Below are 20,875 nucleotides of genomic sequence, written 5' to 3'. Positions count from 1 at the left end.
AGACATATGGCAGACGGCATGCGGACAGAGCCGGCTCATCTGCCATTCCCGCTTCGGAAAAATCTGTCAGTGGATGCCCTGCGCGACAGGGCAAGGGAAACAGGCACCAAGACCTTTGAAGTAATCCGCAGGATGTTTGACGAGGAAAAGTAGAAGAACAGCCCATGCAGACAGCAGGAGCCATACTTTCCATAGCTGATATCTATTCACCCCAGCTCCTTGAAAAAGCATGTGATAAAGCGCTCAGGCAATACCATATGCCTTATTATAAGACCATCTATTCCAATGCAAAGAGCATAAACAGTGAGAAGGAACTTACAGAGTTTAAGGAAAACAATAAAAAATCCGGAATTGTCAGAGGCGCGGATTACTACAGAAAAGGAGAGGCAGCAAATGAACATTGAAATAAAAAAGAGTTTATCGGTATTGGAACTTGGCGGCCCTGCAGGGATCATAGAAATGCAGGAAAAAGATATAAAGCTTGTGGATCTAAGCTGCGAAAAGCGTTTGGAACTGCTCCTTGAAACACTGATACAGGAACGGGAGAACAGGCTCATAAACCGGCTTATCAAAAATGCCTGTTTTAAATATCCTTCTGCAAGCATCGAGTCACTGGATTATGATGCAAGGCAGATAAAAAAGTCCACGATTCTAAATCCCGCCACAATGGGATTTGCTGCCAATGCAACAAATCTTGTCATCACAGGACCGACCGGTGAGGGAAAGACTTACCTTGCATGTGCCCTTGGCGTGGAAGCATGCAGACAGACTTACAGGGTTTTGTATATCAGGATGCCTGACCTGATGCGTAACTTTGAGAACCAGAACGACAACCTCAGGGGACTTACAAAATACAGGAAAAGGATCGGTAACTATCAGATCCTCATCCGTGATGAATGGCTGAATTATAAACTTACTGAAAAGGATGCCAAGAACCTCTATGAGCTGTTTGAACAACGCAGTGGCAATAACGCAACAATCTTTGTCGGACAGTATCCTGTGGATGAATGGCATAACAGGCCCGGCGGAGGGACGCAGGCGGATTCCATCATGGACAGGATTATCCATAATGCCTATGAAATCCCTACAAATGAAACAAACCTGAGAAAGCTGTATGATTCAAAGAAGCTCAAAAGGCTTGTTGACAAGATAGAAGCATAATCATCTGAACATCATTAGACCTAATATTGCCTCTGTTGTATTTTCAAGCGACAGGGGCAGTATTACTATATCTTGTGTCTGAGGTGGCTCTCAAGGAAGAAATTTCCGGGTGGCTCTGAAGCGGGAAACTGGTGGCTCCCAAGGGGGATAATATTCAGCATGATAAACAAAGGGCTGATGATGCGCGGGGAAGCGGCAGTGCAGGAGAAGAGCCTGCGCATGTTCCAGAAGGCCAGGATCATGGAGATAAGGAAACAGCTTGAAAACCTGCATCAGGAAAAAAAGCAGGCAATGGATTCAAAGGAGGCGCTTTATGAGCGGTATGCAGCTGGCGGCATGACACCGGAAGAGTACCGCAGGGAAGCTGACGGACTGGACCAGCAGGCCGGTCTGTTGAAGCGGCAAATACATGACGGGGAAGAAGAAATCTTAAAGCTGGAAGAGGAATGTGAAAGGCTGGAAGCGGATATGAAGCAGGTGATCCGTTATTCCCATATGGAAAAGCTGACACAGGAACTGGTTGATACTTTTGTGAAAAAGGTATATATTTATAAGGACAAGAGGGTAAAGATTGAGTGGAATTTCAGGGAGAGATAACTTAGCATTAATTTACCACGATTTTTTCACGAACTTGACATTAATTTATCACAACCCTAACGAAGTTATGCGACTTCCGGGAATTTTGCTTCAAAAAAGTGAAAAAAGTTCGTGATATTAACTTGAGACAATCGGGGGATGTGACGAATAGGCGTGAACCATATCTATAAAGGAAAATGGTATATTGGTGGGCAATTAGTAGTAATAAATTTAAAGCAAGAGATTTGCAAAAGAATATAAATTGTATTTTGGATGTAGTTGTGTATGTAGTAAGAAAATGATATGATAAAAATAAGAAATACAGAGGATTGTATATGGGGAATATATATGATGGGGCATTCCGGACAATCTTGAATGACTGCCGACAGATGATCATCCCGGTGATCAATGAGATTTTTGGAGAAGATTATATAGGGAATGAAAAAATAGAGTTTCATCCCAATGAGCATTTTATTGACCAACAGGATGAAGCAGACCAGAAAAGAATAACGGATACTAATTTCACAATATTTGGAAAGATAAAGAAAAAGTATCATCTTGAATGTGAGAGCAGCCTGCCGGATGGGCGTATGACAATCCGGTTGTTTGAATACGATGCCCAGATAGCATTGGATGAGAGTGAGATCATTAATGAAACACTGACTGTAACATTTCCAAATACAGCAGTGTTGTATCTTAGAACATATAAGAAGACACCTGATAAAATGCGGTATGTGATAAAAACTCCAGGCGGTACTGTGGAGTATGATGTGCCAATCATGAAGATACAGGGGTATTCTCTGGAGGAAATCTTTTCAAAAGGCTTATTACTGTTAATTCCGTTTTATATTTTTTCACATGAAAAGAACTTTAAGGTGTATAATAGTAATGAGCAGAAGCTGGCAGAATTGAAAGCAGAGTATCAGGATATTTTGAGTAGACTTGATAAACTGGAACAGGAAGAGATTATTGGGGCATTTGACAAACATACAATTATAGAACTTTCCGGTGATGTGATTAGAGAAATTGCGCAGAAGTATGAGAATGTGCAGAAAGGTATAGGTGGAATAATGAGCGGAGCGCTACTTGAAACAGAAGCAAGGACGATTTTGAATAAAGGAAGAGATGAAGGTCGGAACGAGAGTAAGAAAGAAACAGCAATCAGGATGCTACAGGATGGAGTACTGCCGATAGAGAAGATTGCGGAATATTCGGGACTTGATATTGCAGTTGTAGAACAACTTGGAGGACTTCGCACAGTGTAAAGCAACAAAATGAAATTATTAGAAATTTTATATTGTTATAATAAATCAGGAAAATAACAGAAATATAAGCTATTTTCCTGATTTTACATTTGAAAAGAGGATTGATATGGAACAAGTATATTTGACAGAGATTAATATACGGCAGGTCAGGCATTTACAGAATATAAAAATAGAATTACCCCAAAACGAGAAGAAACATTTATTGATTACGGGTATCAATGGATGTGGGAAAACGAGTGTACTTAAAGCAATCGAAAATTCTTTTTTACATGTTATGGGATTTATGGGGCAAGATTGGAAGGAAATAAAATTCGATTCTTCTTCTGATAAAATAGACATAAGAAGTAATCTTTCTAATAGTATTGATGGTAAAGAAATGTATAAGTTATATCAGGAAGGTCAAATTATACTTATATATTTTTCAGCAGACAGAAAGTTTACCATGAATAAATCAAAGACAGTTGGAGCTTTTAATATATATAAAGTAAAAATGTTCACTGAAAAAATGAATACATCATTTGGGCAGCTTCTTGTATATTTATACGTAGAGAAATTGTTTGCAAGAGAAAAAGGAGACGAGGAAACAGTTAAAGATGTAGAAAAATGGTTTGAATGGCTACAGGGTGCATTGAGAGAACTATTCGATAATGCTCAATTAGAATTGAAATTTTTATTGGAAGATATGTGTTTTAAAATTAAATTACCAGGCAGGGAAGAATTTGGTTTGGACGAAATGGCAAGCGGCTATGAAGCACTTTTTGACTTATTTTCTGAAATAGTAATTAGAATGGAACAGCAGGCTCACTTAAAATATGATTTGCCAGGGATTGTTTTGATAGATGAAATAGAGTTACACTTGCATATTGCATGGCAAAAGAAGGTTTTACCTTTTTTAGTAAGAGTTTTTCCAAATCTTCAGTTTATTGTAGCAACACATTCTCCTTTTGTTGTATCTTCAATAGAATCTGCAGTGATATATGATTTAGAAAAAAATATCATGGTAGGAAATTTATCAGCGTATTCGTATGAATGTTTAGTAGAATCTCTATTTAGTACAACTGTATTTTCAGATGTGATGGGAAATAAGTATGGAAGATATCGCGAACTTGTAGAGAAAGATACTTCACGAAGTGTTTCTGAGGATGAGGAGTTGGTAGATTTAATTAAGTATTTTCAATCGATTCCATTTTTTGTAGCAGAGGACATTATATTAGATTTCCAGATAACAGAAAGTCAAAGAAAACATGGTAAAGATAAGTAAATCAGAAATTCCGCAAGGAATAGTTATTAAAACAGAAGAAGATTATCGAAGTGAACAGGTTTTATTAATATTACAACAGGATTTTTTGGATAAGTGTTATATTTGCGAAGAAAAATCCCCAACATCGATAAATGTAGAGCATTTTCATTCATGTAAAAATCATAAGCATTTGAAATATGATTGGGAAAATCTTTTTTTTGCATGTGCTCATTGTAATAGGATTAAAGGAAGTTGTTATGATCATATAATAGATTGTACAAAAGAGGATCCAGAAAAATACATAATTCTGAAATTTAATAGTTATCCAGAAAGTTATGTGAAAATATTGGAACGATTGAATGGTGCAGAGAATGGTGAAACCAGAGAATTACTTGATAAGATATATAATGGCGCAGGAACGCCAATTTCGGCATGTGAAGCAAAAAATTTGAAAAAAAGGATATCCCGGGAACTAAAAAATTTTATGGAATGCGTTGAAAATTATCACAATGAGAATGATTTAAAGTTACGAACAGTATATTGGGAAAATATTAAAAAAATGCTGAGCAGGGAAAGTAATTTTGCCGGATTCAAAAGAAGCGTGGTGTTGCAAAGTGAAAAGTTAATGCAATCTTTTGGTGAACTAATAAAATAATCTAAAAGTGTTAATATAATTCATACAAATTGTTTTTATAATATTAACAGATTTAAGGGATATTGTGTTAAAAACGAAAAAGTCTATTCCCGAAGAGATGGCTTCTTTTGCAGAGCAGATAAATAATATATGTTAATAGAATAGGGGATTATATTGTAAAAGTTCGTTTTCAAAAGGAGGAACCGACTATTGATGATAAGAAGGAGGAATATTTGAAGAGATATGCAGAGATACATATTTGATTGTGAATGAGGAATATATTAAAGTGCAGATTATACAAAATAAAAAACGAATTGGAGAGAAATGCTTATGAAAAAACTAAAAATTGCAGATGGACAAAGATTTAAAATACATATAGAAGAAAAAATTATCGAGGACAGTTTGTATTTTCATGAATATGAAATTGCAGTGAATAGTTTGAATAATATTTGGAATTTACAAGATGATAATGGGAATGAAAATAATAGGCTGGAAAATCCCAATAATATTATTGCTTTTTGCGGTGAAAGAGGTAGCGGAAAGAGCAGTGCTATGATGTCCTTTGTCCAAGCTTTGGTTCGGTCGGGGGAACGTGATGATAAACTAAAGTTTGGGGAGAACATCAGGAACAGTAATTGGAAAACAAATATTGTTGTTGATCCGTCAATGTTTGATGAGGTGCATAATATTGTAGATATTGTATTGGCTCATATATACCAGGATTTTCAGAGCATTTATGATGAGAATAATCAATCAATAGAACAATACGAACGAGAAAAGATGATGATGCAGTTATCGAAGGTGTATAAAAGCCTTTCAATCATTAACAACAAGGAGAAAATGTTGGATGATGAGTATGATGAGGCAGGAAATATTTCAAAACTGCAGAAACTTGGCGCAAGTACGATGCTAAGGAATGATATGGAAGAATTGGTCAAAATGTATTTAGAGCTTAATTCTAAGCGGGCGAGTGCAAAAAAGTGCGGAAAACTGTTGATTGCTATAGATGATTTGGATTTATGTAACGAGAATGTTTATAAGATGGCGGAGCAGATTCGAAAATATTTGATTTTGCCCAATATAATTATTGTGATGGCTGTTAAAATCGAACAGTTTGAAATGGGAATTGAAGAGAAAAACAGGGATGATTTTAAGAACATTATTCAGGGAAAGGGACGGACAAATACGATCGATAGAGAAATGAGGGAAATGGCTGAACGGTATACCACCAAGTTGATTCCGAAAGCGAGGAGAATTTATCTGCCGGAACTGAAAAGTAATCAGGTTGAACTGGAAGGAATTGTGCTCAAGAATGATGGTATGGATAATCAATCGCTGGTTCTTGAAAATCGATTGCTTAAATTGATATGTGAGAAAACTGGAATGTATTTTATCCCTTCCGAAAATGGATCCAGTTATCTGGTTCCTTCTAATTTGAGAGATTTGATCAATTTTATTTCAATGCTCAATGAAATGGAATATCCGGGAGACAATATACGGATAAAGCTGAATAATATATTGGAATTTAAGTATTATTTTATAGAGGAAATGATTAAGAGAAATGTGAGACAGGAAGAACTGGAAGATTTGATGGAAGTTGTGGAGAGCGATGATCGAATCAAAAATTACAATATGTATAACTTCCTGAATAAAGTATATCAAAAAAAGACAGGTAGAGTAGGTGTAGTAGATATATATGCCAATTCTAATTTAGAATTCACACTTTGGAGTTTGGCAATTGTTATTGAAAGGCTTACCAACAATATGTCTTGTTTGACATTTAATGATGATAATTTGTTATCTGATTATGTTGAGATATATTACACCATTATATTAAACGAAAAATTTTGTGAGAAAATAGAAATAGCTAATCCATTAATTGGGGGATTTATTTGGGGTAATCGGGCGAATGGGGTTGTACCGTGGATTGCAACTGAAAACCACCAGTTTGTGATGAATAGAGATAAATTCTTTATTAATATATTTGAGTGTTGGAATGCGGTTGCAGATGTTTTGGAGGAAGAAAAGTGTTTGTTGTCTATTGAAAGGAAAGATGTTTCGAAGACAAAAGTCACAGCACTAAAGAAAGATACTGGACGATCTGAAATCATTATCTGGATTCTTATGGCTTTACTGAGTTCTAACTTTGAGTTGCAAAACAACGGTAAGATTCGTTTGAATAGGGTTCCTCTTATTGCCAATAATTATACAATTCCTCCGAATGTGGTAGTGAGCCTTGAGAATTATATCGTAAATTTGTGTGAATTGGAGAGTATGTTTGTTTTTTTGAATCTGGAACGTTTAAGAGTGGATTGGGATGATGTAAAGGATATTTTTTCCGTCATGGAGGAGAAGAATAGAAACCTGGTTAAACAGGCAAGGGTTATTGTTCTGAATGTGGATTTATCACTGCAGTTACTTGAATATTGCACAAGGAATAATGATTATAAAGAACCAACAAAGTCAAATGAGGACAGGACATATCAGCTGATTAAAAAGTTTCTGGATAATGTGAGCCATTTTATGAAGGAAGCCGGGGCAGGACATGCCGATTGGACGAAATTCTGGATTCCATTAGAAAAAACAGAGAAAGGGGAGATAAAAGGAAAGGAGATAGACATTTGCCAGATTTATGCACGTGTGTGTATGGTAGCGGAGGAGAAGAACAAGTACCCCAGCGTTACTGAGGCGGATGAAATAGAAAAGCGGAATTTGAAACGTGTTTTTGCACAGAAGATTGAAACGGTTGCTACAGAGGATTATATTGGAAAAGTAAAAGGCATAACAGGATTCATAACTGAAAAGAATAGGTATGCTGATTATGTGAAGGATTTACTTGAAAATATAGCAAATAGTATTCAGCAATATACTTATAAAGAGAAGAAAATGCCAGAGGGGTTTGATTCTGAATTACTTATGAAATTATATTCAGAGGTTGTTGATTTATATATGGAGAATCCTCAGAAAAAGATCAGTGAAGAACAACATAATGAATATAAAGCTGTTGCCCAAATAAGAAATGTCATTAATTAGAGGGATATAAGGATGGATATTGAACGCGGGAATTTGGAAATATTGTTCAAGAAAATACCATTTGAACAGATACAGTTATTTCGTGGGACAAGTGGGGATTGCCATACATATGACCGTGTTGGGAAGAAACTGTATCTGGAATATGTTAAGGATATTTTTCCCAAATATTCGGAGGATGAGAGAGTTAATAATTACCTTCTATTGAAAGAGGATATGAGAAATAGCCCGAATGGCTTAAGAAGTGTCTTCGGAATGATTTCAAAAGTTGCATCGAAGCTGCTGACGTTTCAATCGCAGAAGATCAAATGTAAATTGGACGAGATGCTGAGGTGGAGAGAAATTTCTTTTCAGCTTGGGCAAGATTTCTTTACATGTGCATTTTTGGCTCAAGAGGATCTAAAGAGAGGAAGGGAAAACTGCTTTTTCGCATGGGAGCCTATTATTGGTAGCGATGATATGCGTCTGGATAATATATTGAAAAGGGGAATGGCGGAGAATCATTTTCATCTGAATGGCTCGACAAAAATATTTGAGTTGAACTGGATTTGCCTGATGAACCATATTGAAAACCGTGGAAAAGAGTTTAAAAAATTCGAAAAAATGCTCCAGTACAACTATGGAAACGACCCAAATAAAAAAAGATTTTATGAGCTGTGCCTTAGGGCGGCATTATACAGAATTTTTCTTTTTGGGGTGATACATTGTGACAATTTTTTGACGGAAGAATTACAAAAAATTATAGAGGGTATTGAACAAAGAAAAATTTTGGTATGGGAAGTGGTATCAGATTTACAGGATATCATAAATCTTGCAAGAGCGACATATGGCGCGGCCAATGAGAAGCATGTTATTTTAGATTATGCATTGGAAAAGGATGTATATGATGAGAATAATAACCCTAGCAGGCTCCTGTCGGGAGAGAGAAGATTTCTATATGAATGTTATAAGCGCTCCTTTGGTACAGGTGAATATTCCTTTAAGGAATATCAAAAAAATGTGTTTTATCGTTATTTAGTTGCCAGAACTTATTTCAGAAGTGAAATGGTACAGGTAAACCGGATGGTAGGTTTTTCAAATTTTGGCGATTATGAGTCGCGGAAGGAGTATTTTGTTGAGGATAAGAAAGAATATGAGTATGAACTTGTCCGATTAGCCGTAAATGCTTCTTTTCAGGAGCAAAATATCGTTTCTCTAGAGGCAAGGATTTGTCCGGCATTAGATTCCCATACATTAGCAGGTAAATTGAATCAAAAATTAGAATGTGTTGGTGAAGATGAAATTAAGGAAAAGATGTTTTTTGTATTGCACTTTCCGAAAGCCAAGGAGAAAAAGTACGAATTATATGCGCCAAGGGACGTTGTAGTGCGACGGAAAACGGAGAAATATGCAAATGCTATTGTAGCACTCTTGGAAAAAAAGGACAGGATAAATCAATATATTCGTGGAATAGATGCCTGTGCAAATGAAATTGGATGTAGGCCGGAAGTATTTGCGCAAATATATCGGTATTTGCTGGATTATTTAGTTCCAGGTGAATTAGGCAGGCAGGGCGTTTTAATGGCAACCTATCATGCAGGAGAAGACTTCTTGGATCTCGTGGATGGTTTGAGGGCAATTGATGAAGCGATGCTTTTTTGTAACCTGCATAGAGGATGCAGGATTGGACATGCACTAGCACTGGGGATTGATCCTTCTGCCTATTATCAGTTTAAAGGAAATGTGCTTGCTTTGCCGAAACAGGAATTGCTAGATGATATTGCATGGCTGTTGGTTAAGCAGGATGAATACAGGATTGGTTTGAACGGGAAATTAAAGAGTATACTTGACCAGCAATTTTATGATTTGTTTAATGAGATTTATCCTACATATAACTTGAAGAATTCGCGCTGCGAGTCAGTAAATTATTTAGAGTATTATAATAGCTGGCGGCTTCGAGGCGATTTTCCGGGAAGTTATTTGCTAGATGAGGAAGCGTTTGCGTGCAGTTTAAACAGTATTCCGTTAAAAAGGTTTTCTCGTTATGAGTTTAACGACAAGGTTTCTAATTCAATAAGAAAGGCAGAGAAATACAGAAAACTTTATAGAATGTATCACTATGACGAGCACGTAAGAAAAGAAGGTGCAAAAAGAGTATTGTTTAAAATTCCATGCGGTTATGCGGAAGCGGTAAGAGAGATACAGGACCGAATGATTCAGATGTTGGTGATGGAAGGAATTGGGATTGAAACTAATCCGTCATCAAATTATTTGATTGGAACGATTCAAAAATATGAGGAGCATCCGATTCTTCGTTTTAATGGCAGAAAATTGAGAAACACTGAAAATAATATGTCGTTACAGGTATCATTAAATACGGATGACCAGGGTGTGTTTGATACTTCCTTAGAAAATGAATTTGCCTTGATGACGGCTGCACTAAGGAAGGCAAAGACAAAGGATGGTCAATATATATACGATGTAGAAGATATTTACGCGTGGATTGATTATGTGAGAAGAATGGGAATTACACAGGTTTTCAGTGCAACTTCGAGGGAAGCGGATTATCTCTCAAGAATAAAATAAATTTTTTGGTAGGAGGTTCGGTGCAGGATAAAGTCTGATACCAGACAGAGACGTTGTTGGGGAAAATCCGGGGCAGGTGAGAAGATGGTTCGAAGATGATATTTATGCTGACAACTGGATCCTTAGCTTGCAAGATTCTTTATAGAAGGTCAGAGCTTATGGCGGACATTTCAACTTGACACTAATTTACCACGATTTTTTCACAAACTTGACATTAATTCACCACAACCCCAACGAAGTTATGCGGGTTTCAGCGATTTTTACTCAAAAAAGTGAAAAAAGTTCGTGACAATTACTTGACATCAACGGGGTTCGGAGGCTTATATTTGTTTGCTGAGTTTGTGCTTGCCTTATGCTGAATGAAATAAAAGGATCATAAGCAAGACCGCCGCACTATGGCTTACTGCCATATGTGGAGAGGTTCCAATCTAAAGGGGCCATGGTTACTTTTCACGGGTCAGGAATGCGTATGAGAATGTGATTCAGGTGTGAAGGGCGATTTTTGCGAAGCGAAACTTGGAATATCGCCCCGAATGTTACTATGAGCGGCTTCCAGACCGTGAATAGTAACGGACCATGTGTATGACGGGAATGATACTAAAACTTGTCGTTGTATTATAATTCGTAAAGACGTATAATTACTATGATAATGTAAGAAGCGTGGCGTTGGAGTGTATACGGAAATGTATGTGAATGCATAATATCTGTATGAGGGGTATGGGCAATATGAACAGAATATCAAAATATGATGTATTAAGAGTAGTGGCCAGTTTTGCAATCGTGCTGTTGCATGTATCAGCCAGCTACTGGAGTGTGGTGGATATACATAGCAGAGAATTTATGGTCATGACAGCTTATAACAGTCTGACCCGTTTTGCTGTTCCTGTATTCTTTATGCTGAGCGGCCTCTTTCTGATTGCACCGGAGAAAAAGGATCTGGCGCTGGGCAAAAGGATTCTGAAACTGGTATTGTTGTTTTATGTCTGGTCTGCTTTCTATGCTTTCCAGGGAGTGATGGTTGATGCACTCAAAGGAGATTTTTCGGTAGAAGTCTGGAGGGCATCAGTAGAAAGATTTATATTTGGACATGTCCATATGTGGTTTCTTCAAATGCTCTGCGGGTTTTATATATTGCTTCCAATTGCCCGGCAGATAAGCACAAAAGAGAAAGTATTGCGATATTATCTGATATCGTGGGCCGTATTTAAATTTCTGGCACCAACATTAACAGGGGTATTCCATTTAAACACGGTGCAGGCACGGCTTGACAGCCTTGGCATGGATATTCTGGCTGGTAATTTTGGTTATTTTCTGTTGGGGTATTATCTGGACATAACGGATATAAGACAGGGAATACGGCGGGTGATCTATGTAATGGGGATTGGCGCATTATGCCTGACAGCTATTTTGACGGTCCAAGATAGCATGGTTTCCGGTACATATGTTGAAACATGGTTCAGCCCGGCTTCCCTTAATATCCTTATCATGAGTACGGCTGTCTTTATCTGCTTTAAGTATGGTATAGTGTTTGAAAGAGTAAGAAATGCTTATGTATGGAAGAAGCTGTCCGGCTACACATTTTTCATTTATATGTTTCATATGTTCCTAATTGAAAAACTGAATCTTTTTGGTATAACTACCATCTCGTTTCCGGCAGTTATCTCAATTTCGGTATTGACAGTATTCACTTTTGCGGTTAGTCTTTTGTGTGCGTTCATAACCGACCATATACCGGTTGTCAAAAAAATAGTAATGCTTCATTAAAGGATGAGAACGGTTATACTTTTTCCTTTTCCTTATATGTGACGTTCATATCGGCTTATTGGATTTCAGAATGGTTTCTGCTGTTTTCTGTGGTGTCTGGCTGGAGTTGTCCAGCCAAAAGCCAATCCGGGGTGTTGTTTGTATAAATGTATTGTATAAGGCTTCAATCGTAAAGCCGGAATAGCCTACTTTCCCCCTATGCATTTCCCTTTCTTTTATTGATGTCCATGTCTGGCGTAAAGATGCTGTTTTTGAATCATAGGAGAACAGGGGACGAATCCCCTGTGCGTCTGTAAAGAGGGAGGCAGCTTGTACATATCCTTGAAAAATCGAAATTCTTCAAAAGCTATGTGGGCCAGAGAAAGAAACGAAAATAAGAAAACCGCTGTTGCATGGTTGTGTATATTTCCATGTAACAGCGGTTTTGGGCTGGTGTTATTTCGTTGAGAATGTGGCTCAATAAACAAGAAATGGCAAGGACTATAAAAGAAGTGGATACTGTTTGGGCAGAGGGGAAGTATGACTTGTTAATCTTAGATGTTTCACTTCCTGACGGTTCCGGTTTTGAAATATGCGAGAAAGTCCGCCAGACTTCAAAAGTACCTATTATTTTTCTGACAGCATCAGATGAGGAAGTCAATATTATTATGGGATTGGATATGGGTGGTGATGACTATATTACAAAACCTTTTAAATTGGGAGTGCTGTTATCCCGGATAAATGCGCTGTTAAGACGTGCAGGTGATTTTAATCAGACAGAAACAGAAATTCATTCTAATGTTTTAAAGGCGATTTTGACACAGGGAAAGGTTTATAAAAATGGAGAGCTTTTGGATTTGACGGCAGGAGAGTATAAGCTGCTGTGTCTGTTTATGCAAAATCCGGGTATGGTGCTTTCTAAAGATCAGATTTTAGAAAACCTGTGGGATAATGAAGGAAATTATATAGATAACAATACGCTGAATGTCTATATCCGCAGACTGCGGACAAAAGTTGAGGACAATCCCAGCAATCCGCAAATGATTTTGACTGTAAGACGTATGGGATATAAATGGAATATTATTTGATGGGGTATTTTTACGAGAATATTTACAAACAAAAGTATTAAGGCACTGTTTATCGGAATGTCCCTGTTTTTATTTTGCAATACGATTCTGTCACAGGTTATATTGTGGAGATTTCACGGAAATTGCTAGCTTGTACTCTTTATTCTTTCTCTGTTTATGGGATGTGGGATTTTGTTTCTCTGCTTATGCTACTTTCATAAGCAGCATAAAATCATGGAAACAGCAGTGGCAGAAATAGATGATTACCTTATAGGAGATACAGATGCCCGCATTGAATGTGATGATGAAAGTCCTTCCAGCAGGAGATAATGGGGTACCAGCAGGTGACAGAACAGATGGCGGCGCAGGCGGCTTCCTTCAACCTCCCGGTTTCTTATATCAAAGTAGCTGGAACTGATATCAGTATGTAAAATATGGCAAAAATAAGGGGGCGGGGGTACTCCCCGACAAGATTTAGCATTTCGTGCCCACGAAATGCGTATCTTGCGGCGTTCCATAGAACGCCCTCTCCCAAAAAGGAAGGAGATGCACATGGCAAGACCAAAAGGCGAAAATGTAATCAGGAAGCATTTCAAACTGACCGAAGAAATAGCAAAACTTTTAGCAGAACGTTCCAAAGCAGAAAATATGAATGAATCAGAATACATCCGTTATCTGCTCCTGAATCAGTCGGAGTATCCACGAAGCAGGGAATTAGAACTTGAAATAATGCGTTTACGGAATGAAATAAACAAAATCGGCGGAAACATCAACTAGATAGTGAAAAATAATAATTCCCATTTGTGTAAGGAAAGTGATAAAATAAACCTTATTAAAAATATGGAAGAAATCAATGGACTGGTAAAAGAACTGGTTATGACAGGATAGCCTGCAGGAGTAAAGAAAGTCAGCCCATGGATGACCTATCAGACAGGAGGCATACATTTTGGTATTGTATTATACAGGAACAGGCAACAGCGAATATGTAGCGAAGAAAATCGGGGAGCAGATTGAGGATGAAGTCATCAACCTGTTTGATAAGATCAAGAAACATGACTATTCAGAAATACATTCGGACAGACCTTTTGTATTTGTATATCCCACCTATGCATGGCAGATGCCAAGAATCCTCAAGGACTTTATCTTATACACTTCATTTACAGGAAGCAAATGTGCTTACTTTGTAACCACCTGCGGAGTCAGCATGGGAAATATGCCAAAGTACCTGCCTGAAATCTGTGGGCAGAAGACCTTCACATATATGGGCTGCGGAGAAGTTGTCATGCCGGAGAATTATATCGCAATGTTCAATGCCCCGGAAAGGGCGGAAGCAGTCGAAATCATAAAAAATGCTGATGTTGTGATAAAGCATATCGTTGATGTCATAAGGCATAATGGCACGATACCAAAGAAGAAAGTCGGTGCTTTTGCCAAAGTCAGCAGTGGGATAATAAACACATTATTTTACCCTTTGGCTGTAAGCGCAAAGAAATTTTATGCAACGGATGCCTGCAACGGATGTGGGAAATGTACCAGGGTCTGCCCTTTAAACAATGTAAGGTTAAAGGATGGGAAGCCTGTATGGGGTGATCAGTGTACGCACTGTATGTCCTGTATCTGCAAATGCCCGAAGGAAGCTATTGAATACGGGAACAAGAGCAAGGGGAAACCAAGATACCAGTGCCCGCTATAAAATGCGTGGATATCAAAGAAAGCATATACATGGAAATTTTAGAAATCCAAAAAGAAATAAGCAGTTCATAGATAAGGGAGAAACAGAAATATGCTGAATGGGATTATTGAGATTGATGTCCATGGAAAGAATGTTGAAGCGGCGGTTGAAGAAATAAGAAAATGCCTGAACAATGTTAAGCCAGGTGTATACCGAATCCGTATCATCCATGGCTACCATGGCGGCACGAGAATCCGGGATGGCATCCGGGATGAATTCAGCTATGGCAGGGAGCCTAAAGTAAAGCGGATCACAATGGGGAATAATCAGGGGATTACGGAACTTGTATTGCGGGAGTTTTAAAAGAGCAGTATTTATTTAAAGAAGAAACAGCGTTACTGCAAAGTAAATTTAGGAGATATGTCTATGAAAAACATACTTATCGTACAGGGCGGCGGCAGGCCAAAAGGGAATACCGCCCAGCTTGTGGAACACTTTATAAAAGGCGCAGAAGAAGCAGGGCATAAGATAGAACTGGTCTATCTTCTGAAAAACGAAGTAAAAGGCTGCCTCGGCTGTAATGCCTGCCGGTATGGGAAGCCATGCATCCAGAAAGATTCCTTTAATGAAATTGTACCCAAGATAAAAAATACAGATTGTATTGTCTTTGCATCACCTTTATATTTCTGGACTATTTCATCAAAGATAAAGGCATTTATTGAGCGTTTTTACTGTATCGCAGAAGAAGATCCCAACCCGCCGCTTGGAAGATATGAAAAATACCCGGCTAAGGACTGTGCGCTGCTGATGACTTCCGCTGACAACTTCTTCTGGACGTTTGCTCAGGCGGTATCATATTATCAATTTACACTGGTCAATTACATTGGTTTCCATGATAAAGGGATGCTCCTTGCCGGGGGCTGTGGTGATACAAATGGCAGACCGCAGATTGATAAAACAGACTATTTAAGACAGGCGTATGAATTTGGAAAGAAAATATATTCAGAGTGACACAGAAAACTTGATCAAAAAAGCTGGAGGGAAAATATTATGCTGATAGATTTTAACGGACAGCAGGAGAGGAAAGCCCCGGGGATGAATAACGGAACAGGTGAGATGTCTGCAAAGATGTATATGGATGATAATGGGAAGATCATACCATGCAGAGTACATAAAGGCGGCTCTATCGGAATGCATAAACATCCCACAAGTGATGACATTAATTATATTATTTCAGGCACAGGAAAAGCAATCTGTGATGGTGAAGAAGAACTGCTTGCCGCAGGAAACTGCCATGTATGTAAAAAGGGCTCAGAACACAGCATCATAAATACCGGAAATGAGGATTTAGTCATGCTGACAGTTGTTGTAGAACGATAAATTCCAAAGTGTCTGCATATGGCACACATCGCTTTGTATGGAAATTGAAGATAGCGGAAGATAAAATAACAAAGGTCAGGAGGTCATTTAATCGCAATCACAAAAATATCCTGCATCCATCAGACAGGAAAAAGATACATGGCTATGCACCTTGCAAATGTCATTTCCTACATCACAGACGAAGAAAAAACGCAGGCAGGCGCACTGGTGGTAAGCCATAACTGCAACGCAGATACCGCACTGCAGGAAATGCTTGCAACGAAAAGGAAGTTTGGAAAGATAGATAAGCGTCAGGGCTACCACTTTATCATATCTTTCAAAATTCAGGAGGTAAGACCGGAAACCGCTATGGAGATCACACAGAAGTTTGTAGAGAAATACTTTGGGGATGATTTTCAGTGCCTGTACGCCATCCATGACAATACGCAGCATGTACATTCCCACATTCTTTTCAACAGTGTGTCATGGCGTACCGGAAGGAAATACCGCTACGAAAAAGGTGATTGGGAAAGAAAGATACAGCCAATTGTCAATGAACTCTGCAAGGAGTATGGTCTTTCCATACAGGATATTGAGATAGGCACAGAAAAAGAGCCAAAGAAATGGGATAAAACAAAACAGGGTATTTTTAAATGGAATCACCAGTTCAGACTGGATGAGGAGGATTCCATTTCTTTTGCAAATAATTATGATAATTTTCTGAAATTAATGGAACTGAAAGGATATGAGATAAGGCGGCAGTCAGGGGAGACTTATCTGAAACTTATGGGAGAAAAGCGGTTTATCCGCCTTACGGATATTTCAGGGCATTATACAAAAGAAGCTATAGAATCCCAAATAGAAAAGGGCATCCGACATGAGGTTAAAAGAAGCGGAAACCGTACCCCAAGGCTTATCGGGTGCAGGAAAAATTACCGAAGGTATATTCCGCCAACATCATACCAAAAGGCATTTCTTGCAAAGATGTATCGCACCGGACAGCTTAAACGGAAGCCTTACAGCCAGATGTGGAGATGCAAGGAGGAAGCTGCAAAGTTTGAAAAGCTGCAGTCGCAATACTTGTACCTGTGCAGGCACAGCATCCGCTCTACAGAGGAATTAGAAAAACGGAAAGAGAATCTTGAAATCCGCATGGGTGATCTGGACGAAGCAAGACACCAGATATACAAACGGAGATACCCACATAAGTTAGCCCTTGCGCTATTAAAGATAATTGAAGAGAATGAGACGCGTGCTTCCTATTACAAACAGGGAAGCCTTTTTTATGCCCCTAATTACGAGAAATGGAAGGAGGCGGCAGAAATTTTAGTTCAGAAGGGATATACGATAAAACAGATTTCAGAAATGAAGGAGGCATATCAGACGGAGCTTGCATCCGTAGCAAAGGCAAAGCGTGAATTTAAAAAAGAAGAAAACCTGGTAGGCGGTAGAAACGGCGGATTCATTGTTGCTCCACTTAATGATAGTGATTTTACAGTGCGGGCATGGCAAGTGTGCGCCCTCCGTTCTCCCGGATTCGGGGCAAAAAAAGAGCAGGATAACCTGTTTAGATTTCCTGCTCTTTGCCGCCATTGATTAACGGCAGATATTTAGTTGTCCTTTTCTTTATTCTTTCCCATAAAAGGCTTCAATCGCCTGTGCGAAAAAATCCGAAGCCCCATCTCCGTACTTTTCATCCGTCATCGGCTTGATTTTTTCATTGCGGTAATATTGCGCCTGCGCCAGCATGAATCCCTTTTCCTCTTTTATCTGAGATAATTGTTTTATAACAAAGCTGTATTCCCCGACTATCTCTTTTACTTCAAAAGAATCCACGGCACAATCCCGTTTAGCGATTAGTTTTTGCAGAATTGCTTCAATCCGTTTGTTATAGCTTTCTGCAACTTCTTTGCTGATGGGGTTCTGAGCGGCAGATAAAAATTTGTCTTTCCCGCCATACCATTCAACTACCTTTGCATATCGTTTCTGCATTTTTTCAGAAGATACGGCTTCCATGTAATGCTTTTTCCATTGTTCAATGCTCCCAAATTCTCTTATTGCGATGTTTCTCATGTTTTCCGGCATATGCTCCACCATAGTCTGGAACATTTCCTCAATCTCTGTTTTACTGAAAACTGCAAAATCCATTTTGTTTTCTCCTTTCAGGATGTCGTCAATGCTGGCGATCAGGCGTTCCATACGCTCCTTTTTTGCTGTCAGCATTTTCCTCTGCATTTGTAAAATCTGGTTCCTGTCAAGAGCCGGGTTCGCCATAACCGCTTTGATTTCCTTCAAGGGAATATCAAACTCACGGAAGAACAGCACTTGCTGTAATGTTTCCAGTGCTTTATCGTCATAAAGCCGGTATCCCGCTTCACTTTTGCCAGTCGGCTTTAACAATCCGATTTCATCATAATAGTGGAGCGTGCGCACGCTGATACCTGTTAAGTTTGATACTTCTTTTACTGTCCTCATAACTGTCGGCCTCCTGTTCTTGATATATCCACTCTAACCCATGACGTTCCGTGAGGGTCAATAGGTAATTTCAAATATTTTTGAATATATCACATTTCAAGAATGGCGAAAAGAATTTCGGCCAGACTTAAAATAGCTGGCAGCGCAAGAAGATTATGTGCGGCAAGTCCACAAAGGGGTAGCTGGCAAAGCCAGCGCAGGGGAAGTGTAGCTTCCCCTGTGATGATTGGAGCAGATTGAAAATCTACGGAAACCATCTGCTGTCCGCAGGGCGCACAACGTCCAGTGGACGCTGGTTCTGCGCCGACCGGAGCGACAGCGGAGACCGCTCCCGGCAGGGCGCAATGCACCACTTTCCTAAGTGGTGTATAATTACGCCCTCTTTCAGAGGGGGATTTTCCGGGTTTCCGTTTTTATGCCGTTTTTACCGTTCCTGCTGTCTGGGTTTCTTGTCAGGATAGAGCTTCCCGGCGACAACGGCGGCATGGCTCTTTATCTTGATTGCCCCTCATGTTCGCTGCGCTTTGCCTTCATCGGAGAGGTAAAAGAGGAACCGCTCTCCCTTAAAACCGACAAAACAATCTTTCTGTACTTCCAGCGTAATCATGTACCAGGTTTCAGGGTGGAACCGTTCCTTTCCTGACAGGTCATGCCCCTGCATAATCGGCTCCTGTAGCTTTGCCGCCGCAAGCCGCTGGCGGATGGAGTTGTCACGTTCTGCAAGGAACCGTGCTTTTGTGGCAGCGACAAACTGGCTGCACTCCGGCTCCGGTATCTTTTCCAGTTTTCGGATGGCGTTCTCCCCGATTCCCTGACGGACACGCATAATCATCCCGGCCGGTTCCAGCTCGTTCAGGGAACGCTTGCAGGTCTGGGGGCTTCGGGAGAGTGCCGCCGCTATCTCCATGATGGGAAAGCGGATAAACAGAATCCCGTTGTTGTCCTCGGTTCCCCTTGTCAGGCAGTGAGAGTGCGCCGCCAACTACCATTGCCGAAGAATTGAAGCATGATTTAGAAGGTATTGCAAATTTCAAAGGAAGCCCCCTTGAAAAACAGGCTGCGCTTTACTGCAAGCGGCTGGGTATCAATTATAACAAGCTGTCTGATGCAGAGTTCCGGCAGCTTGTACATATCCTTGAAAAGTCCAAATTCTTCAAAAGCTATGTCGGCCAGAGAAAAAAGCGTAAATGAAAACTGCCGTTGTGGGAATGGGCGTTCTTACAACGGCAGTTTTGGATAAGTATATATATGATTTTTAAAGATGTCTGAATTATCGGCCTGTCTGAAAAAGCTCTACACTGTATTTGGCAGGATTATCTTTGTTGATGTAAACATTCGCATATAAATCTTCTTTTCGCGTAAATTGTGCCAAAACATAATAATTACTTACTGCTTTGTATTCCTTACCCTCGTAAATAAACCGACAGGCAATTCTGCAAGTGACGTAGTTTCCTACTCTAATCCAGGCTGCCGGAAGCATTTCCTCTATTTCTGAGTCCATACAAGCGCCTGAATGCTTCAGGTTTTTCAATTTATTCCTGTCATATACCAGCTTACTCATGGAAGCTAAAAACAATATCAGCCATACAGAAACATTGATTAACATGGGTTCCAATATAGTTGAATTAAAAAAATTCCCAACAAGACCAATAGCTAATTCAGTCACGGCTACAAATAAAGTGACATTAGCACATATGGAGAATACATTTTTTACAGGCTTAAAATTAGCAATCTGTTTTTCTTTAAAAAGCTTGGAAATATTTTCCTCCGCTTTTCCTTTGTATTCCTCCGCTGAGATATGCTCACCTGAAAAAAGCTCGTTCAAACTAATACCCAAAACATCGCACAAAGGCTGTAAAAGCGACATATCCGGCATTCCTCTTCCGTTTTCCCATTTGGAAACTGCCTGATTGGTAATCCCTAATAGCTCGGCAAGCTGCATTTGTGTCAGATTTTTTTCTTTTCTGCACTGTGCAATAAATGCGCCTATTCTTTTCTGATCCATACAATAAATCTCCTTTGCTATATTTGTGACTGCAGTATATCAAAAAGAGAATCTATTTAGAACATATTAAGCGTTGATTCAAT

18 protein-coding genes and 4 pseudogenes are annotated in these 20,875 nt (G+C 39.2%); 17 read left to right on the top strand and 5 right to left on the bottom strand.

What is annotated here, in order from left to right; genetic code table 11:
- Nucleotides 1-164 precede the first annotated feature (164 nt).
- From D5281_RS09885 to D5281_RS09805, 16 genes and pseudogenes are all read left to right on the top strand, one after another.
- The gene (locus D5281_RS09885; protein ID WP_160559991.1) at nucleotides 165-404 is read left to right on the top strand and encodes a hypothetical protein; all 240 of its coding nucleotides are present in this window, start codon (nucleotides 165-167) and stop codon (nucleotides 402-404) included.
- Entirely contained in the window at nucleotides 394-1,161 is a 768-nt protein-coding gene (locus D5281_RS09880; RefSeq protein ID WP_160559990.1) for an ATP-binding protein, read from the top strand. Before D5281_RS09885 ends, D5281_RS09880 begins: the two co-directional genes overlap by 11 nt.
- A 159-nt stretch (nucleotides 1,162-1,320) precedes the next feature.
- Nucleotides 1,321-1,758: a DUF4368 domain-containing protein gene (locus tag D5281_RS09875; protein ID WP_160559989.1), complete on the top strand. Its 438-nt coding sequence runs from the start codon at nucleotides 1,321-1,323 to the stop codon at nucleotides 1,756-1,758.
- A 314-nt stretch (nucleotides 1,759-2,072) separates the two neighbouring features.
- Nucleotides 2,073-3,002, top strand: a complete 930-nt coding sequence (locus D5281_RS09870; RefSeq protein ID WP_160272547.1) for an RpnC/YadD family protein — start codon at nucleotides 2,073-2,075, stop codon at nucleotides 3,000-3,002.
- A gap of 106 nt (nucleotides 3,003-3,108) precedes the next feature.
- Nucleotides 3,109-4,263, top strand: coding sequence for an AAA family ATPase (locus D5281_RS09865; RefSeq protein ID WP_160559988.1), 1,155 nt, complete (start codon nucleotides 3,109-3,111; stop codon nucleotides 4,261-4,263).
- Nucleotides 4,247-4,897: an HNH endonuclease family protein gene (locus D5281_RS09860; protein WP_160559987.1), complete on the top strand. Its 651-nt coding sequence runs from the start codon at nucleotides 4,247-4,249 to the stop codon at nucleotides 4,895-4,897. The genes D5281_RS09865 and D5281_RS09860 overlap by 17 nt, the downstream gene beginning before the upstream one ends.
- Nucleotides 4,898-5,206: 309 nt before the next feature.
- Nucleotides 5,207-7,909: a hypothetical protein gene (locus D5281_RS09855; protein WP_160559986.1), complete on the top strand. Its 2,703-nt coding sequence runs from the start codon at nucleotides 5,207-5,209 to the stop codon at nucleotides 7,907-7,909.
- 12 nt (nucleotides 7,910-7,921) lie between these two features.
- Entirely contained in the window at nucleotides 7,922-10,471 is a 2,550-nt protein-coding gene (locus D5281_RS09850) for a hypothetical protein (protein ID WP_160559985.1), read from the top strand.
- A gap of 726 nt (nucleotides 10,472-11,197) precedes the next feature.
- Nucleotides 11,198-12,235 (top strand): acyltransferase, encoded by a 1,038-nt coding sequence (locus tag D5281_RS09845; protein WP_160559984.1) that lies wholly within the window; start codon nucleotides 11,198-11,200, stop codon nucleotides 12,233-12,235.
- Nucleotides 12,236-12,702: 467 nt separating this feature from the next.
- Nucleotides 12,703-13,302 (top strand): annotated as a pseudogene (locus tag D5281_RS09835) (response regulator transcription factor); the annotation flags it as partial.
- A gap of 531 nt (nucleotides 13,303-13,833) precedes the next feature.
- A complete protein-coding gene (locus tag D5281_RS09830; protein WP_160559983.1) occupies nucleotides 13,834-14,058 on the top strand; it encodes a plasmid mobilization protein in 225 nt (74 codons plus the stop codon).
- A 169-nt stretch (nucleotides 14,059-14,227) separates the two neighbouring features.
- On the top strand, nucleotides 14,228-14,974 hold the full coding sequence (locus D5281_RS09825; protein ID WP_160559982.1) for an EFR1 family ferrodoxin: 747 nt from the start codon (nucleotides 14,228-14,230) through the stop codon (nucleotides 14,972-14,974).
- A gap of 90 nt (nucleotides 14,975-15,064) precedes the next feature.
- Complete coding sequence (locus D5281_RS09820) at nucleotides 15,065-15,316, top strand: Smr/MutS family protein (RefSeq protein ID WP_160559981.1); 252 nt, start codon at nucleotides 15,065-15,067, stop codon at nucleotides 15,314-15,316.
- Between the two features lie 63 nt (nucleotides 15,317-15,379).
- A complete protein-coding gene (locus D5281_RS09815) occupies nucleotides 15,380-15,964 on the top strand; it encodes a flavodoxin family protein (RefSeq protein ID WP_160559980.1) in 585 nt (194 codons plus the stop codon).
- Between the two features lie 39 nt (nucleotides 15,965-16,003).
- A complete protein-coding gene (locus D5281_RS09810) occupies nucleotides 16,004-16,333 on the top strand; it encodes a cupin domain-containing protein (protein ID WP_160559979.1) in 330 nt (109 codons plus the stop codon).
- 138 nt (nucleotides 16,334-16,471) lie between these two features.
- Nucleotides 16,472-17,908: a relaxase/mobilization nuclease domain-containing protein gene (locus D5281_RS09805; protein ID WP_160559978.1), complete on the top strand. Its 1,437-nt coding sequence runs from the start codon at nucleotides 16,472-16,474 to the stop codon at nucleotides 17,906-17,908.
- A 30-nt stretch (nucleotides 17,909-17,938) separates the two neighbouring features.
- Here the strand turns inward: D5281_RS09805 and D5281_RS09800 are convergent, their stop codons facing one another.
- The 4 genes and pseudogenes from D5281_RS09800 to D5281_RS25565 all read right to left on the bottom strand — a co-directional run.
- Nucleotides 17,939-18,787 carry a MerR family transcriptional regulator gene (locus D5281_RS09800; protein WP_160559977.1) on the bottom strand — a complete coding sequence of 283 codons (849 nt, stop codon included), beginning with the start codon at nucleotides 18,785-18,787 and terminating at the stop codon, nucleotides 17,939-17,941.
- Nucleotides 18,788-18,876: 89 nt separating this feature from the next.
- Nucleotides 18,877-19,044 (bottom strand): hypothetical protein, encoded by a 168-nt coding sequence (locus tag D5281_RS25570; RefSeq protein ID WP_277935273.1) that lies wholly within the window; start codon nucleotides 19,042-19,044, stop codon nucleotides 18,877-18,879.
- 167 nt (nucleotides 19,045-19,211) lie between these two features.
- Nucleotides 19,212-19,601 (bottom strand): annotated as a pseudogene (locus D5281_RS09795) (DUF5720 family protein); the annotation flags it as partial.
- Nucleotides 19,587-19,748 (bottom strand): annotated as a pseudogene (locus D5281_RS25565) (DeoR family transcriptional regulator); the annotation flags it as partial. The pseudogenes D5281_RS25565 and D5281_RS09795, both read right to left, overlap by 15 nt.
- A 2-nt stretch (nucleotides 19,749-19,750) precedes the next feature.
- Here D5281_RS25565 and D5281_RS25560 point away from each other — a divergent pair.
- Nucleotides 19,751-19,978 (top strand): annotated as a pseudogene (locus tag D5281_RS25560) (helix-turn-helix domain-containing protein); the annotation flags it as partial.
- A 79-nt stretch (nucleotides 19,979-20,057) separates the two neighbouring features.
- On the opposite strand, the gene D5281_RS09790 reads toward D5281_RS25560, so the two are convergent.
- Complete coding sequence (locus D5281_RS09790) at nucleotides 20,058-20,792, bottom strand: helix-turn-helix domain-containing protein (RefSeq protein ID WP_160559976.1); 735 nt, start codon at nucleotides 20,790-20,792, stop codon at nucleotides 20,058-20,060.
- Between the last annotated feature and the right edge of the window lie 83 nt (nucleotides 20,793-20,875).

The organism is Parablautia muri (assembly GCF_009917485.1).
GTDB classification, from domain to species: Bacteria; Bacillota; Clostridia; order Lachnospirales; family Lachnospiraceae; genus Suilimivivens; species Suilimivivens muri.
The sequence above is the reverse complement of the archived record's forward strand: the minus strand, read 5'-3'. Positions and strand labels throughout refer to the sequence as shown.